The sequence below is a fragment of the Nocardioides sp. NPDC059952 genome (assembly GCF_042730435.1).
Classification (GTDB): domain Bacteria; phylum Actinomycetota; class Actinomycetes; order Propionibacteriales; family Nocardioidaceae; genus Nocardioides.
In genome coordinates this window covers 12,147-27,015 of the sequence record NZ_JBHWLY010000079.1, presented here as the reverse complement: position 1 = coordinate 27,015, position 14,869 = coordinate 12,147, and the positions used below count along the sequence as shown (strand labels likewise).

General features: G+C 69.8%; 16 protein-coding genes. 8 read left to right on the top strand and 8 right to left on the bottom strand.

From position 1 onward, the window contains the following. Window positions 1–1,303: DUF4032 domain-containing protein (locus ACFV9G_RS25450; protein ID WP_378731273.1), on the bottom strand; the 1,303-nt coding region annotated here is incomplete at its 3' end. Window positions 1,304–1,342: 39 nt separating this feature from the next. Between ACFV9G_RS25450 and purB the strand changes: the two genes are divergently transcribed. Next, entirely contained in the window at window positions 1,343–2,785 is a 1,443-nt protein-coding gene (purB, locus tag ACFV9G_RS25445; RefSeq protein WP_378731278.1) for an adenylosuccinate lyase, read from the top strand. Window positions 2,786–2,793: 8 nt separating this feature from the next. Then, window positions 2,794–3,195, top strand: a complete 402-nt coding sequence (locus tag ACFV9G_RS25440) for an NUDIX domain-containing protein (protein ID WP_378731275.1) — start codon at window positions 2,794–2,796, stop codon at window positions 3,193–3,195. 50 nt (window positions 3,196–3,245) lie between these two features. Here ACFV9G_RS25440 and ACFV9G_RS25435 read toward each other — a convergent pair whose 3' ends face one another. Further along, window positions 3,246–3,563 (bottom strand): antibiotic biosynthesis monooxygenase family protein, encoded by a 318-nt coding sequence (locus tag ACFV9G_RS25435; RefSeq protein WP_378731271.1) that lies wholly within the window; start codon window positions 3,561–3,563, stop codon window positions 3,246–3,248. A 58-nt stretch (window positions 3,564–3,621) separates the two neighbouring features. Here ACFV9G_RS25435 and ACFV9G_RS25430 point away from each other — a divergent pair, with 58 nt between their 5' ends. Next, window positions 3,622–4,200 (top strand): antibiotic biosynthesis monooxygenase, encoded by a 579-nt coding sequence (locus ACFV9G_RS25430; RefSeq protein ID WP_378731269.1) that lies wholly within the window; start codon window positions 3,622–3,624, stop codon window positions 4,198–4,200. On the opposite strand, the gene ACFV9G_RS25425 is transcribed toward ACFV9G_RS25430, so the two are convergent. Then, window positions 4,197–4,529 (bottom strand): ArsR/SmtB family transcription factor, encoded by a 333-nt coding sequence (locus ACFV9G_RS25425; RefSeq protein WP_378731267.1) that lies wholly within the window; start codon window positions 4,527–4,529, stop codon window positions 4,197–4,199. The genes ACFV9G_RS25430 and ACFV9G_RS25425 overlap by 4 nt on opposite strands. 84 nt (window positions 4,530–4,613) lie before the next feature. Between ACFV9G_RS25425 and ACFV9G_RS25420 the strand changes: the two genes are divergently transcribed. Next, entirely contained in the window at window positions 4,614–5,822 is a 1,209-nt protein-coding gene (locus tag ACFV9G_RS25420) for an MFS transporter (RefSeq protein ID WP_378731265.1), read from the top strand. Window positions 5,823–5,830: 8 nt separating this feature from the next. Here ACFV9G_RS25420 and ACFV9G_RS25415 read toward each other — a convergent pair whose 3' ends face one another. Together ACFV9G_RS25415 and ACFV9G_RS25410 are read right to left on the bottom strand one after the other, a co-directional pair. Beyond that, the gene (locus ACFV9G_RS25415; protein ID WP_378731263.1) at window positions 5,831–6,430 is read right to left on the bottom strand and encodes a nucleoside deaminase; all 600 of its coding nucleotides are present in this window, start codon (window positions 6,428–6,430) and stop codon (window positions 5,831–5,833) included. Then, a complete protein-coding gene (locus ACFV9G_RS25410) occupies window positions 6,430–7,026 on the bottom strand; it encodes a hypothetical protein (RefSeq protein ID WP_378731260.1) in 597 nt (198 codons plus the stop codon). Before ACFV9G_RS25410 ends, ACFV9G_RS25415 begins: the two co-directional genes overlap by 1 nt. A gap of 160 nt (window positions 7,027–7,186) precedes the next feature. Here ACFV9G_RS25410 and ACFV9G_RS25405 point away from each other — a divergent pair, with 160 nt between their 5' ends. After that, window positions 7,187–8,086 (top strand): hypothetical protein, encoded by a 900-nt coding sequence (locus ACFV9G_RS25405; protein ID WP_378731257.1) that lies wholly within the window; start codon window positions 7,187–7,189, stop codon window positions 8,084–8,086. On the opposite strand, the gene ACFV9G_RS25400 is transcribed toward ACFV9G_RS25405, so the two are convergent. Further along, window positions 8,070–9,056 carry a sulfotransferase family protein gene (locus ACFV9G_RS25400; RefSeq protein ID WP_378731255.1) on the bottom strand — a complete coding sequence of 329 codons (987 nt, stop codon included), beginning with the start codon at window positions 9,054–9,056 and terminating at the stop codon, window positions 8,070–8,072. The two genes, ACFV9G_RS25405 and ACFV9G_RS25400, sit on opposite strands and share 17 nt — an antisense overlap. Window positions 9,057–9,139: 83 nt before the next feature. Here ACFV9G_RS25400 and ACFV9G_RS25395 point away from each other — a divergent pair, with 83 nt between their 5' ends. From ACFV9G_RS25395 to ACFV9G_RS25385, 3 genes are all read left to right on the top strand, one after another. Beyond that, window positions 9,140–10,048 carry a phosphoribosylaminoimidazolesuccinocarboxamide synthase gene (locus ACFV9G_RS25395; RefSeq protein ID WP_378731253.1) on the top strand — a complete coding sequence of 303 codons (909 nt, stop codon included), beginning with the start codon at window positions 9,140–9,142 and terminating at the stop codon, window positions 10,046–10,048. A 94-nt stretch (window positions 10,049–10,142) separates the two neighbouring features. Next, on the top strand, window positions 10,143–11,705 hold the full coding sequence (locus tag ACFV9G_RS25390; protein ID WP_378731251.1) for a long-chain fatty acid--CoA ligase: 1,563 nt from the start codon (window positions 10,143–10,145) through the stop codon (window positions 11,703–11,705). A 154-nt stretch (window positions 11,706–11,859) separates the two neighbouring features. Then, a complete protein-coding gene (locus ACFV9G_RS25385; protein ID WP_378731249.1) occupies window positions 11,860–12,789 on the top strand; it encodes a hypothetical protein in 930 nt (309 codons plus the stop codon). A gap of 40 nt (window positions 12,790–12,829) precedes the next feature. On the opposite strand, the gene ACFV9G_RS25380 is transcribed toward ACFV9G_RS25385, so the two are convergent. Together ACFV9G_RS25380 and ACFV9G_RS25375 are read right to left on the bottom strand one after the other, a co-directional pair. Then, window positions 12,830–13,444, bottom strand: a complete 615-nt coding sequence (locus ACFV9G_RS25380) for a hypothetical protein (protein WP_378731247.1) — start codon at window positions 13,442–13,444, stop codon at window positions 12,830–12,832. 150 nt (window positions 13,445–13,594) lie between these two features. Next, window positions 13,595–14,839 (bottom strand): MFS transporter, encoded by a 1,245-nt coding sequence (locus tag ACFV9G_RS25375; RefSeq protein WP_378731245.1) that lies wholly within the window; start codon window positions 14,837–14,839, stop codon window positions 13,595–13,597. Window positions 14,840–14,869: the final 30 nt, after the last annotated feature.

The window sequence follows — 14,869 nt, the reverse complement described above, 5'->3', positions numbered from 1 at the left end:
GGCCCGTGTTTCCGAATCGCCCGGCCCCCCCTATACCCCCGGGGGGTTTGTTACCTGGCGGGGGTATAATCGGCCACACACATCCCCACAACTCCGCGCTCGGTGGGGTGACGGCCTCGTCGGGGCGGTGCTGGATGACGTCCTCGTAGTAGGACTCGGCGGCGTTGATGAGCTTGACCCACTCGCCGGCGAACTGGGAGAGCACCCAGCGGTGCTCGAGGATCTCGTGGAACGTCTGCGCCGCGGTGAGCTTGGCGGCGGCGCCGGGCGGCCGCATCGAGACGATGGGCTCGTAGACCTCGCGCAGCCAGCGGCTCGCGGCGACCTCGATCGGTCGGTCGCCGAGCTCGCGGGTGGCGCGGAAGGCGGAGATGTCGTTGAGGATCCGCCGTGCCTGGGCGTCCTGGACGTCGAGCCCGGTCAGCGTACGCAGCTCGCGGCGGTGGTGGCCGAGCTCGACCACCCGCGGGCGGAGGGCGACGGTGTCGCCGTCCTCGCTGGTGGTGATGTCGAGCTCCTCGACGTCGAAGCCGAGGTCGTGGAGGCGCTCGATGCGCTGCTCGATGTGCCACATCTCCTCGGCGGAGAAGACCTGCTCCTCGGTGAGCTCGCGCCACAGCGCGTCATAGCGGCTCTGCAGCCGCTCGACGATCGCGTCGATCGGGAAGGCCTCCGGCAGCGACTCGCTCGCCTGCAGGTCGAGCAGCTCGCCGTAGATGTTCTGGTAGGCGACCTCGAGGTCGTACTCCCGCAGCCGGTCGGAGAGCTCGGGCTTCAGCTCACCGGTCTCGGCATCGACCAGGTAGGCGGCGAAGCCAGCCGCGTCGCGCACGAACAGGACGTTCGACAAGGACACGTCGCCCCAGTAGAAGCCGGCCAGATGGAGGCGTACGAGCAGGACGACGAGGGCGTCGATCAGGCTCGGCAGCCGGTCGGCGGCCAGGCCCCGCTCGAACAGGGCGCGGTAGGGGAGCGAGTAGGTGAGGTGCTCGGTCATCAGGGCGGCGTTGAGGTCGTTGCCGTCGTGGTCCTTGCGACCGGTGACGACGCTCTTGGCGACCACGGTCGGCAGGCCGAGGCGCTGGAGCTCGCGCAGCATGTCGTACTCGCGGCGGGCGATGTCGGCCTGGGTCTCCTTGACCGCGTAGATGTTGTTGCGCACTCGCACGATGCGTACGACATGGCGACTCAGCCCGCGGGTCAGGGGCACCACGACGTCGTCCGGCCAGTCCTCCAGGGGGAGTGACCAGGGCAGGGTGTAGATCGCCGGATCGGGCCGGCTGGCGAGGATCCGCAGGGCCATACCGCCACGTTAGTGGGGGTGGGCATGGAGCATGGGAGAATATCCTCCGTGACTGTGGTGCCCAACGTTCTCGCCAACCGCTATGCCGCGGCCGACCTCGCCGGGATCTGGAGTCCCGAGCACAAGATCGTCCTGGAGCGTCAGCTCTGGGTCGCGGTGCTCAAGGCCCAGAAGGATCTCGGCATCGACGTCCCCGACGGGGTGGTGGAGGCGTACGAGAAGGTCGTCGCCCAGGGTGAGTCCGGTGTCGACCTCGACTCGATCGCGGCCCGTGAGCGGATCACCCGCCACGACGTGAAGGCGCGGATCGAGGAGTTCGCCGCGCTGGCCGGCCACGAGCACATTCACAAGGGCATGACCAGCCGCGACCTGACCGAGAACGTCGAGCAGCTCCAGGTCCTCTCCAGCCTGAAGCTGATCCGCGACCGTGCCGTCGCGACGCTGGCCCGCCTGGCGCGGCTCGCAACCGAGCACGAGACCACCGTGATGGCCGGCCGCAGCCACAACGTCGCGGCCCAGGCGACCACTCTCGGCAAGCGGTTCGCGACCGTCGCCGACGAGATGCTCGTCGGGCTCCAGCGGCTCGAGGAGCTCATCGCCCGCTACCCGCTGCGCGGGATCAAGGGCCCGATGGGCACCGCCCAGGACATGCTCGACCTGCTCGACGGTGACGCGGACAAGCTGGCGGTGCTCGAGGAGCGGGTCGCGGCCCACCTCGGCTTCGAGAACGTCTTCACCAGCGTCGGCCAGGTCTACCCGCGCTCCCTCGACTTCGACGCGGTCTCGGCGCTGGTCCAGCTGATCTCCGGTCCGTCCAACCTGTCGACCACGATCCGGCTGATGGCCGGCAACGAGCTGGTCACCGAGGGCTTCAAGGAGGGCCAGGTCGGCTCGAGCGCGATGCCGCACAAGATGAACTCGCGCTCCACCGAGCGGGTCAACGGCCTCTCGGTCGTGCTCCGCGGCTACCTCTCGATGATCTCCGAGCTGGCCGGCGACCAGTGGAACGAGGGCGACGTCTCCGACTCGGTCGTCCGCCGGGTCGCGCTCCCGGACGCCTTCTTCGCCGCCGACGGCCTCTTCCAGACCTTCCTGACGGTCTTGGACGAGTTCGGGGCGTTCCCCGCGGTCATCCAGCGCGAGCTCGACCGTTACCTGCCGTTCCTGGCGACCACCAAGGTCCTGATGGCCGCCGTCCGCAACGGCGTCGGTCGCGAGGAGGCGCACGAGGCGATCAAGGAGGCCGCCGTCGGCACCGCGCTGTCGATGCGCAAGGGCCAGGTGGAGAACGACGTCTTCGCCAAGCTCGGCGCCGACCCGCGCCTGGGCCTGACCGAGGACCAGATCCAGTCGCTCGTCGCGGCGCCGATCGAGTTCACCGGTGCCGCCGTCGCGCAGGTCCAGGAGGTCGTACGCCGCGTGGAAGCCGTCACTGCTCGCCACCCCGAGGCAGCCGCCTACGTGCCCGGCGAGATCCTCTGAGCCCGGTGATGGGTCCCGTGATCACCGTCGCGGCGGTCGTCTTCCGCGACGGTGACGGGCGGATGCTGACCGTCCGCAAGAACGGCACCGCGAGCTTCATGCTCCCCGGCGGAAAGCTGGAGCCGGGGGAGTCGGCCGCGCAGGCGGCCGTCCGCGAGGTGGCGGAGGAGCTCGGCGTACGGCTCCGGGTCGAGGACCTCACCCTGCTCGGTGAGTTCGAGGCGGCCGCCGCCAACGAGCCCGGTCATCTGGTGCGCTCGACGGTCTTCACCTGGACCGGCGAGGTGACGCCGGACGCCGCTGCCGAGATCGCAGAGCTGCGCTGGGCGACGCTCGCCGAGATCACCGAGGGCGCCGACTTCGCCCCGCTGACCAGGGAGTACGTCGTCCCGGCGCTCCAGCCGGCCTGAGCAGGTCCTGGAGCGCCGAGGAGGCTTCAGCATCCCCGGCGCCTCCGACGTCAGGCCGGCTTGACGTCCAGCACGACCTCGAACTCCAGCAGGTCGGCGCCGGTGGAGACCGGCTTGCGCGGTGCCTCGCCCGGCGGGGTCGCGTGGGCGGCCCGGGCGTCCCCGTCGCGCCAGGCGGCGAAGGACTCCTCGGAGTCCCAGTGGGTGACGACGAAGTAGCGGTCGTCGCCCGCGACCGGGCGCAGCAGCTGGAAGCCGAGGAAGCCGGGCGACTTGTCGACCGTCCCCGCCCGGGCCGCGAATCGCTTCTCGAGCTCGGCGCCCGCACCCTCCGGAACCTGGATTGCATTGATCTTCACCACAGACATGCCGCAAACCTATGCGAGGGCTGGGGACGTGGCGTACCTGCCTGCGACGATGGACGGCATGTCCGATCCGGTAACCGTGACCATCGCCCGTCGAGTCTCCGTGGAGCGCCGCGACGAGATGGTCGCCTGGATGCAGGCGGGGATCCGGCTGGCCAGCGAGTTCCCCGGGTTCCTCGGAGCGGGCTGGGTGCGGCCGGCGCCGGACTCCGACCAGTGGCACCTGCTCTACCGCTTCGACTCCCACGAGACCCTGGGGAGCTGGGACACCAGCCGCCAGCGCGGCTGGTGGCTGGGCGCGGGGGAGCCGTTCGTGGAGGAGACCCGGATCGAGCGGCGTACGGGTATCGAGGGCTGGTTCGACCCGCCGAGCACCTATGACGTCGAGCAGGTCTCCGGGATCGCGACGCCGCCGCCGAGGTGGAAGCAGACGATCACGATCTTCCTGATGTTCTTCCCGGTCAGCCTGCTCGCCAACTGGGTGCTCGGGCCGGTCGTCGGCGGGTGGGCGTTGCCGCTGAAGGTGCTCGGGGTGATGGTCGTGACGCTGCCGTTCATGACGTACTTCGGGCTGCCGTGGATCACTCGCAACATGGAGTGGTTCCTGCACGGCCGCCCGGCGCCCTGGCGCCGCGGTTAGGGGTTCACGCCGTCCTTCTCGGCCGAGAGCACGGCATCGAGAAGCCCCGGGAACCGCGCGTCGAGGTCCTCGCGCCGCAGCGAGAGGCGCCGGGCGCGGCCGTTGGCCTCGTTGCGGACCACGCCCGCCGTACGCAGCACCTTCATCAGGTGCGACTTGGTCGACTTCGGCACGTCCGGGTTGCTCAGGTGGCACTCCGCCATGTCGAGAGGTCCGTCGACCAGTTGGCGGGCGATCGCCAGGCGCTCGGGGTCGCTGAGCGCGAAGAGCACGGTCGTCAGTGAGATCTCCGACCGCTCGGGATGCGGAAGGTCCGGGGAAGAACTCATGGTTCGATAATAGTTGCACAGTCAGTGGAAGGCACGTACTCTCCTAAAAGGTTCGAAATAATTCGAACGATGGATGGAGTGGTGATGTCGGCAGAGGTAGTGAGCGGTACGACGACGGGCGCCGTCGTCGGCCGGCGACTCGGCGCGGGAGTGGCCCTCGGGGCGGTCGTGCTGATGATGGCTGGGGCCAGCGCTCCCTCGCCCTTCTATCCCGATCTCCAGGTGGACCTCGGGCTGCAGCCCTGGGTGATGACGGCGGTCTTCGCCGTCTACGCCGTGGCCCTGCTGGCCACCCTGCTCGTGTTCGGCTCGGTCTCCGACCACGTCGGCCGGCGTCCGGTGGTGACCGTCGGGTTCCTCCTGCTGGCGGCCAGCTTCGCGCTGTTCCAGGGTGCCGACACCGCCGCCGTCCTGTTCGAGGCGCGGATCCTGCAGGGGGTCGCGAGCGGCCTGCTGCTCTCGACCCTCTCGGCCGCGGTGGCCGACTTCGAACGACCCTCGCGGCCCGGCTCGGCGGCGGTGGTCAACGCCGTCGCGCCGATGGCCGGCCTGGCGGTCGGTGCCGTCGTAGCCGGCGTGGCCCTCCAGGCGAGCGGCGACGCGCGGCTCATCGTGTTCGACGCCCTCGTCGTGCTCTCCCTCCTGCTCGCGGCGGGAGTGTGGCTCGCCCCGGAGACCGCGCCACGTCACGAGGGGCTGGTCGCCTCGCTACGTCCGCGGATCGCGGTGCCTTCGGCGATCCGGGGCCTGCTCGCCCGCAGCGCCCCGGCGATCTTCGCCGGCTGGGCCACCGGTGGGCTGTTCCTCTCGCTCGGTGCGGCGATCGTACGCACCGAGCTGGGCGCCTCCAGCCACATCCTCCAGGGGCTGGCGATCGGGGCCCTGGCCGGTGCGGGAGCGGTGGCTGCGTACGCCTTCCGGAATCGGACGGCGCGAGCGACGACGCTCTACGGCACGGCCGCTCTGGCCGTCGGCACGGTGCTCAGCCTGCTCGCCCTCGCGACCGGTTCGGCGACGGCCTACCTCGTCGCCGTGGTCGTCGCGGGCACCGGCTTCGGCACGGCCTTCTTCGGCATCCTGCGCACGATCATGCCGCTGCTCCCCGCCCACGAGCGGGCCGAGGTCTTCGCGGTGATCTTCATCGTGTCCTACCTGGCCTTCGGTGTCCCCGCCGTCATCGCCGGGGTGCTGACGCCCCAGATCGGCCTCGCGACCACGACCTACGTCTACGGCGCCGTGGTCGTGGTGCTCTCCGCCGCGGCGGGGCTGCTCCGCTGGCGCAGCGGCGACTGAGTCGTACGTCAGGGGTGCGCGATCGCGCCGCCGCCCTTCCTCTCCTGGTACGCCGCGGAGAGCTCGTCGTAGGTCCCGGCGATCCGGACGAGCTGGTTGGGGTCGGCGAGCGGGGCGAGCCCGGTGCTGACGAAGTAGGCGTTGGTGCGGTTGTAGAGGTCGCGTCCCGGGGCCACCTCGTCGCGGTCGGGGTCCGGGACGGCGTAGACGCCCTTCAGGATCGCCAGGTCGTAGGGGATCGCGAAGGAGTCGGCCGAGTCCTGGTGGCTGAAGAGGTAGGCGAACTCGGGGAACCCTGACCAGGCGATCCCCGACAGGCACAGCGAGCACGGCTCGTGGGTCGCCAGCAGCAGGCAGTCGGCGGGTGCCGGCCGGTCCTCGGCCGGCAGCTCGAAGAAGCGCTTGATGGCATGGATCTCCCCGTGCCACAGCGGGTTCTCGGTCTCGTTGTTGGTCTCGGCGACCACCGTCGAGAGGTCCGCGCGGCGCACGATCGCGGCGCCGAAGATCTTGTTGCCCGCGGCCACGCCGGCACGGGTCAGCGGGACGATCTCCTGCTCGATCACGTCCAGCAGGCGACGTACGTCCGCCTCGTCGGTCAGGTCCATCAGACCAGGGCCTCGCCGCCGTGGGTGGCGAGCTTGCGGGCGACCTCGGCGAGGTCGGCGCGCCAGATCTCCTCGGGGCCGGGCGGGAGGATGTCGTCCCAGTCGGGCGAGAAGCTGCCGCGTACGGAGAGCAGGTCTTTCGAGCGGGCCAGGAACCACATGTGCAGGTGCTCGGCGCCGTCGCCGATCCGCATCGCGTGGCAGCGGGCGATGTTGGGCAGGCTCTCCACGATCCGGGCGATCCGCACCGTGAGGACGCCGAACTCGGCCGCCTGGTGCTCGTCGAGATCGGGCAGGTCGTAGTGCTCGAGCGGCTCGAGGATCAGCACCAGCGGCAGACCGGACTGCTTCAGGTGCTTCACCCGCCAGCTCTCGTCCTGCCAGATCACGCCGGGCAGATCGGTGCCGCACAGGTTGCAGTCCACCCCGTCCTCGCCGCCGCGCGGCTCCTCGGGAGCCGGGGGAGCGAGCGGTTTGGGGGCGATCTCGCCGTCGCGTACGACCCACGGGAAGACGTCCCACTCGGTCACGCTCGGCACGGGCAGGTCGCCGCCGGCCTGGACGCGGGCGTAGATCTGATCAGCTGTCTCGGCCATGGCTCGAACGATGCCACAGCGGGCGGAGATGTAACACGCTGTTTGTCGGACTATCCGGTCGTTCCGATCGGGCGAGTAGTTCTACGAACGACGTGTTACAGCTCTGCCCCACCCCGGCGTGGATCCTTAGGCGAGTGAATGACTCGACTAAGATGACTCCATGACCATCGGTGTGCTGCCGTCCCTGCCGTCCTACGACGGTGCTGAGCTCGTCATCCCGGCACCCGGCGAAGGCCCGGGCAACTGGGCCGGCGCCGCGAGTGCGGTCCTCGTCGACGGGGTCTTCTGGCTGACCTGGCGCAACCGGCGGCCGCTCTCGGACGGGCGCGGGGTGACGGTGAGCGTCGCCCGGTCGACCGACGGGGTGCGGTTCGAGATCGTGACCGAGGTCCACCGCGACCAGTTCGGCTGCGAATCCCTGGAGCGACCCGTGCTGGTGCCGCTTCCCGACGGCGGAGGCTGGCGGCTCTACCTCTCCTGCGCCACCTGGGACTCCAAGCACTGGTGGGTCGACAGCCTCACCGCCGACACCGTCGAGGGGCTCCCCGAGGGCCGCCGCCAGGTCGTCCATCCTGGCAGCGACACCGTCGCGGTCAAGGACCCGGTGATCGCGATCGACCCGGTGACCCAGACCTGGCAGATGTGGCTCTGCTGCCACCCGCTCACCGAGCCCGGCCACGAGGACCGGATGACGACCCGCTACCTCACCTCCACCGACGGCTTGGAGTGGCACGACGACGGCGAGGTTCTCGCCGGCCGGCCCGGTCGCTGGGACGCCCGCGGGGCCCGGGTCACCACGGTCGTCTCCCATGACCCGCTCGTCGTCCTCTACGACGGCCGCGCCGACGCCGAGTCCAACTGGTACGAGACCACCGGCATCGCCCGCTGGGACGGCACCCAGCTCGTCGCCGACGCCGAGGCGGCCCCGATCGCGAGCCCGCACTCCGACGGCGCCTTCCGCTACGCCAGCGCCGTTCCGCTGCCCGACGGAAGAATTCGCTACTACGTGGAGGCCGCCCGTGAGGACGGCGCCCACGACCTGATCACGCTGGTTCGCTGAGGTTCTCCGCGAGCCTCGCGCGCTCCTGGAACGATCCCCGGCTCGCGGTGGAGAGCCAGTCGGAGAAGTCCTGACCGCTCACCTTGGTGAGCAGCTCGATGTCCTCGGCGAACGCGGGCAGCAGCTGCTCGCGCTGCTCCGGCGTCAGCCGGGGCCGGTGGTGGTCGCCCGGCCCGGAGAGCTGACGCAGCAGCGGCGGGTAGCTCCGACGCCACACCTCCGGCGGAGCGAACTGACCGAGCCAGGCGCCGCCCCTGATCACCGGACCGAGCGCCTTCGGGCGCCAGCCGGGTTCGACGTACGTCCTGTGGTTGTCCTTCGGGATGTGGTCGACGTGGCCCTGCTCGATGCCGAGGAATCGGCAGGCGCGGTCGACGGTCGCGGCGGGCTCGTCGACGATGTCGCGGTAGCGCACCACCAGCACCCGGTCCTCGCCGACCAGCCCGTAGAGGTGGTCGAGCTGCCGGCCGTAGAGCCCGAGCTCGCGGTAGCGCCAGAACGGCGCCCAGCCGTGGTGGGCGCGCTCGTCCTGGAGCCGGAACGCCGTGGGGAAGTCGGCGACGGGCTCCAGCCCGTCGCACCACAGGTGCATCCAGTTGGAGTAGGCGCGGTCGATCGGGTCGCGCACGACGGCGATCAGCTTCACCTCCGGAAGCTCCCGGGCGATCCGCCGCTGGGCGCTGGTGGACCAGAGGTAGAACGGCGTGCTCTCGCCCCGGACCGCGTGCTCGGGGGCGGCGTCGAAGAGTCGGTCGTAGTCCGTGCGCCGCCAGACCCACTCCTGCTGGGAGTGCTTGTCGCCGGGGCCGCGCCAGTGCGGCGGCGGAGCGTCGTCGCAGAGCCAGTACTTCGGCTCCTTCGGTGTCGTGGCGAACACCTGTGGGTGCCTCGCCAGCGCCGAGTGCAGGGCTGTGGTCCCGGCTTTCGGTGCCCCGATGATCAAGAAATCTGGCTGTGGTCGTCGTTCCATGCGCGGCCCTCCCGCTTAAATCGCTCGAAACAGTCTACTTAAGCGAGAAACGGATTCGGAAGACCATCTCTTAGGCTGATCCCGTGGCTGAACTCAACATCCCCCCGGCGCCGGCGATCCCGGGCACGAAGCACCTCCACTCCGGCAAGGTGCGCGACCTCTACGAGCTGGAGGAGGGTCCGTACGCCGGCCAGCTCCTGATGGTCGCCAGCGACCGCATCTCGGCCTTCGACCACGTCTTCGACGCGGTCATCCCGGACAAGGGCGAGATCCTCACCCGGCTGTCGCTGTGGTGGTTCGAGCAGTTCGAGGACCTGGTGCCGACCCACGTCCTCTCGACCGACGTGCCGGAGTCGGTGGCCGGCCGTGCGGTGGTTGCCCAGAAGCTTCACATGCTGCCCGTCGAGTGCGTCGCGCGCGGCTACCTGACCGGCTCGGGCCTGCGTGAGTACGAGTCCACCGGCGAGGTCTGCGGCATCCGCCTCCCGGGAGGCCTGGTCGACGGCTCCCGGCTCACCCCGCCGATCTTCACCCCGGCCACCAAGGCCGAGCTCGGCGACCACGACGAGAACGTCACCTACGAATACATCTCCAAGCTGATCGGCGAGGACGACGCCTCCGCGGTGCGCCGGCTGACCCTGGCGGTCTACCAGCGCGCCGACGAGATCGCCCGCGGCTGCGGCCTCATCCTGGCCGACACGAAGTTCGAGTTCGGCGTACGCCAGGACGACCTGGGCATCCGCACGATCGTGCTCGCCGACGAGGTGCTCACTCCCGACTCCTCCCGATACTGGGACGCGTCGCAGTGGCACCCGGGCAGCGCGATCCCCAGCTTCGACAAGGACGTGATCCGCCGCTGGCTGCTCTCGCCCGAGTCCGGCTGGGACCGGGCCGCCGGTGGTCCGCCGCCGGACCTTCCCGAGGAGATCGTCGCGCGCACGCGGGCTAAGTACGTCGAGGCGTACGAGAAGCTGACCGGGCACCGATTCTGAGACACGTGTCGCACTAAAAACCGAGGACGCTGTTTCTCGGGTGGCTACCTGCGGGTAAGTTGTGACGCGTAACACGCACACCACTGGAGGCCATGTGTCCACGTACAACCTCGCTTCGCTGCTCGAAGACTCCGCGGCGAGCTATCCCGAGCGCACCGCGATCGTCCTGGGCGACATCCGCCTGAACTACGCCCAGATCAACGGTGCCGCCAACCAGGTCGCGAACCTGCTGGCGAGCAAGGGCATCGGCGCGGGTGACCGGGTCGCCCTGATGAGCCCGAACCTGCCCTACTTCACGATGGTCTACTTCGGCATCCTCAAGGCCGGAGCCACCGTCGTCCCGCTCAACGTGCTGCTCAAGGGACGCGAGGTGGCCTACCACCTCAAGGACTCCGACGCGAAGGCCCTCTTCGCCTTCGAGGGCACCCCGGAGCTCGCCATCGGCGCCGAGGCGCACGCCGGTGCGCAGGAGGCCGGGGTCGAGAACCTCTTCCTGATCACCGCCGACCCGACCGCCGCGTCGCCGATCGAGGGTGTGACCACGCTCGGTCAGGGCATCGGGGCCCAGCCGCCGACGTTCGAGACCGTGGCCACCGACGAGGACGACACTGCGGTCATCCTCTACACCTCCGGCACCACCGGGCAGCCCAAGGGCGCCGAGCTGCGCCACCGCAACATGCGCGACAACGCGCTGGCCGGCGCCGAGCTCTTCGGTGCCTCGGCCGAGCGTCCCGACACCTATCTCGCCGTGCTGCCCCTCTTCCACGCCTTCGGTCAGACCGTGGTGCAGAACGGCGCGTTCGCCTTCGGTGGCACCGTCGTGCTCCTGCCGCGCTTCGACGCCGCGGCGGCGCTGGCGACGATGCTCAAGGAGAGCGTCACCTTCTTCGCCGGTGTGCCGACGATGTACTGGGGTCTGCTCGGTGCCCTCTCCGAGGACATCGACGTGGCCACGCTCGCCAAGAACCTGCGGGTCGCGGCCGCAGGTGGCTCGGCCCTCCCGGTCGAGATCCACAAGGAGTTCGAGAAGCGCTTCGGCGTGACCATCCTCGAGGGCTACGGCCTCTCCGAGACCTCGCCGGTGGCGTCGTTCTCGCTCTACGGCCAGCCGGTGCGTCCGGGCTCGATCGGTGTCCCGATCCCCGGCGTCGAGATGCGCCTGATCGACCCGGCGTCGTGGGACGACATCGAGTGGACCGCCGACGCGATCGGCGAGATCGCGATCAAGGGCCACAACATCTTCAAGGGCTACTACGACCGTCCTGAGGCCACCGCCGAGGTGCTCACCTCGGACGGCTGGTTCCGCTCGGGCGACCTCGCCAAGCGCGACGAGGACGGGTGGTACTACATCGTCGACCGCGCCAAGGAGCTCATCATCCGCGGCGGCTTCAACGTCTACCCGCGCGAGATCGAAGAGGTCCTGCTCACCCACCCGGCGGTCTCGCTGGCCGCCGTGATCGGCGTCCCGCACGACTCCCACGGTGAGGAGATCAAGGCCGTCCTCGTCCTCAAGCCCGGCGCCTCCGCGACCTCCGAGGAGATCGTCGCGTGGTCGAAGGAGCAGATGGCGGCCTACAAGTACCCGCGCATCGTCGAGATCGTCGACGCCCTGCCGATGACCGCCACCGGCAAGATCCTCAAGCGCGAGCTCAAGTAGGTCTTTCGTACGTCGGCAAGTGCCGTAGCTCGAAGATCGCAGTCACCCGGTGGCTGCGATCTTCGAGTTTGTGGGGTCAGGCCGGGCATTCTCGGGATAGGACTGTCATATGGGCGACTCGGGGGACGCGAGGCAGCCGTTCGACCATGACGGGATGGAGTGGCTGCGCGATGAGGTCCAAGGCGGGGTCATCTCGAGGAGGCAGCTACGCGAGCTGCATGCCCAGGACCACGACATCCGTCGCCTCGCACGCAACCGTGAGCTCACCGCGATCCATCCTGGGGTCTACGTCAATCACACCGGCAATCCGACGTGGGGCCAGCGTGCGTGGGCGGCAGTGCTGGTGTGCTGGCCGGCCGCTTTGACCGGGAGATCTGCGCTGCCGAAGCCGCGCGAGCGGGCGCCGATCGAGGTGATGGTGCCGATGGGCCGCACGGTGCGCGTGCCAGAGGGTGTGATCGTTCGACGGCGGGCCCGCTTCGAGGGGTACGTCGACTGGGCCGCCTTTCCGCCGCGACAGCTGATTGCTGAAGCGGCGATCGACGCGGCCGCGGAGGCTGCCGATGTCAACGAGGCATTCTCGATGCTCGCCGACCTGGTCCAGAGCAGGACACTGAGGGCCGGGGCGTTGGTCGAGGCCCTGGGGCATCGTCGACGGTTGCGTGATCGGCATCTCCTCGGCGAGCTGCTCGAAGATCTCAAGACGGGTGCGTGCTCGGTGCTCGAGCGCGAGTACCTGCGCCGCGTCGAGCGCGCCCACGCCCTGCCGGCGGGGGAGCGGCAGGTCGGCGACTCGATCGCGGGCGTCTCGGTCGAGCGCGACGTCATCTATTCGGCTTACGGCTTGGTCGTCGAGCTCGACGGTCGCGCCTTCCATGGCAGTGCTGCGGCTCGCGACGCCGACCATGCTCGTGATCTGGATGCTGCTGTCGCCCGCAAGGTTCGGACTGTTCGGCTGACCTACGGCCAGGTGCTCGGTGACCCGTGCCGGACGGCGGCTGGCATCGGTGAGCTGCTTCGGTTCGGAGGCTGGGAAGGTCAGGTGCGCTTGTGCCCAGCCTGCGCGTCGGGCTCCGCCGCTTAAGCTCGAAGATCGCAGTCACCCGGTGGCTGCGATCTTCGACCTACGGTTCGATGTGATCGTTGCGATCCACGCCGAGCGCGTCGAGAGCCGCCTCGACCGCGGCGATCCGCCCACCTCGGTCGGCTGGGATGAGCTCGACGGAAGCGCGACCGTCGGCGATCCGGATGCCCAGGAGGGTGCGGTCGGCGTGAGGGAGCCGTTCGACCCGCACCTGGAATGCTCCCGCTCTCCGGTCGAGGACCCATCGCGGCTCCGTGTCGCCCATACCCCAGACCTCGATGAGACCAGGGCGGACGCCGAGAGCGATCGTCGCACCGTTGTTGAGGCCGAGCAGGTTGACCCCCAGCGCCCGCGCGTGATCCCTGGTGCCCTTCGATGCGAACCCCGTGACGACGGCGGCATCGGGATGGGTCGCAAGAATGCGCTCGGCGAGGACGCGTCGGCGTCGGGTCATCATCGGCGTGACCAGGACGATCACAACCGCGATCAGAGCCCAGGAAGCAGCGACGGTGACCAGGACCTCGATGGCTCTGCCGTCGGCGCCGAACGCCCGGGCCATCAGTAAGGCAGCAAGTGGCGCGACGCCGAGCGCCACCTTCACGAGATGGTTGCGACGCTCTGCACGTTTATCGAGCCGTATGTGTGGCACGGTCATCGCCGGATCTCCAGTCTTCAAGAGCGCTGAATCATTGCGTGTCGGGACGTGGTGGGCCATGTCTTTTCGGGACCGCTGGCCTCCACGGGTGGTGACACCCGACAAGCCCGATGTGCGCCGCCGTCCTGAGCCGGACTCCTCCGGTGGCGGTCACCCGCCGGTTCGCACACGCCGCGACGGTGTCCGGAAGGCGAGCATCGGCCGGGCGGTCGCGCCGACAGCGGCGAGGGCGAGGAGGCAGGTGATGCCCCCGCTGACCAGGGCGAACGAGCCGGAGGTCAGCTGGGCGACGGCACCGCCGCGGAGATTGCCGATCTCCGGCCCGCCGGCGCCGACGATCATCTCGATCGCGGCGGTCCGGCCGCGCAGGTCGTCGGGCACGGCGAGCTGGATGAGCGTGCCGCGGGTGACCACGCTGACCGAGTCGGCCGCCCCGGCGACGGCGAGCAGGCCGAGGCACAGCCACGGTGAGGTGACCAGCCCGACGGCGCCGAGGCTGGCACCCCACACGGCTGCGGCGCAGATCGTGATCAGGCCGGGGCGGCTGCGTCCGGTGAACGAACCGGAGACGAGAGAGGCCACCACCCCGCCGACCGCGATCGCGGTCAGGAACAGCCCGAGCGTACGTGGGTCGCCGCCGAACCTCTCCTCGTTGACCAGCGGGAACAGGCTCACGGGCATCGCCAGGACGGTGGCTGCCAGGTCGACGAGGAGCACGCCGCGTACGACCGGCTGGGTGGCCGCGAAGCGCAGACCTTCGAGGATTCCGCCACCCCTCGTTCTCGTCGTGGGCGCGAGAGCGGGGAGGCCGAGGACCCCGAGGAACCCGGCGCAGAAGGAGGCCGCATCGACGGCGTACGCGATCTCGAGGCCGGCGTAGCCGATGATCAGCCCGCCCAGCGCCGGGCCGAGGAGCATCGACCCCTGGAAGCTCAGCCGGTTGAGGGCGAGCCCGGCGGCTACCTGGTCGGTGGAGAGGAGCCGCGGGATCACGCTCATGCTCGCAGGGGCAGCGACCGAGCCGGCGGCGGCCATGAGCGCGACCAGCACGAGGACGAGTCCGAGCGAGGACGGCGAGGTGCCCAGCCAGAGTGCCTGCGCCATCAGCAGCAGCGCCAGCACGAGCTGGGTGAGGTTGGTGACCAGCAGGATCGAGCGCCGGTCCGCCCGGTCGGCCACCGCGCCTCCCCAGAGCCCGATCGTGAGCAGCGGGACGAGCCGTGCGAGCGCGACGCTGCCGGACCAGAACGGGCTGTGGGTCGCCTCCCAGACCTGGTACATCACCGCGACCACCGAGATCTGCCCACCGAGCCCCGACACCGCCCGCCCGACGAAGAACCGGCGGAAAGCGGGGGACGTACGCAGCGGGGTGATGTCGATCAGCAGATGGCGCACGAGGATCGATCGTAAAGACCGGGCGGGGCG

Bases quoted from the DNA above. Each gene is read 5' to 3' on its own strand.
- ACFV9G_RS25380 (WP_378731247.1), bottom strand. From the start codon at position 13,444: ATGACCGTGCCACACATACGGCTCGATAAACGTGCAGAGCGTCGCAAC.
- ACFV9G_RS25415 (WP_378731263.1), bottom strand. From the start codon at position 6,430: ATGGACCTGACCGACGAGGCGGACGTACGTCGCCTGCTGGACGTGATC.
- ACFV9G_RS25430 (WP_378731269.1), top strand. From the start codon at position 3,622: ATGTCCGATCCGGTAACCGTGACCATCGCCCGTCGAGTCTCCGTGGAG.
- ACFV9G_RS25425 (WP_378731267.1), bottom strand. From the start codon at position 4,529: ATGAGTTCTTCCCCGGACCTTCCGCATCCCGAGCGGTCGGAGATCTCA.
- ACFV9G_RS25410 (WP_378731260.1), bottom strand. From the start codon at position 7,026: ATGGCCGAGACAGCTGATCAGATCTACGCCCGCGTCCAGGCCGGCGGC.
- ACFV9G_RS25440 (WP_378731275.1), top strand. From the start codon at position 2,794: ATGGGTCCCGTGATCACCGTCGCGGCGGTCGTCTTCCGCGACGGTGAC.
- ACFV9G_RS25420 (WP_378731265.1), top strand. From the start codon at position 4,614: ATGTCGGCAGAGGTAGTGAGCGGTACGACGACGGGCGCCGTCGTCGGC.
- ACFV9G_RS25400 (WP_378731255.1), bottom strand. From the start codon at position 9,056: ATGGAACGACGACCACAGCCAGATTTCTTGATCATCGGGGCACCGAAA.
- ACFV9G_RS25405 (WP_378731257.1), top strand. From the start codon at position 7,187: ATGACCATCGGTGTGCTGCCGTCCCTGCCGTCCTACGACGGTGCTGAG.
- ACFV9G_RS25435 (WP_378731271.1), bottom strand. From the start codon at position 3,563: ATGTCTGTGGTGAAGATCAATGCAATCCAGGTTCCGGAGGGTGCGGGC.
- ACFV9G_RS25385 (WP_378731249.1), top strand. From the start codon at position 11,860: ATGGAGTGGCTGCGCGATGAGGTCCAAGGCGGGGTCATCTCGAGGAGG.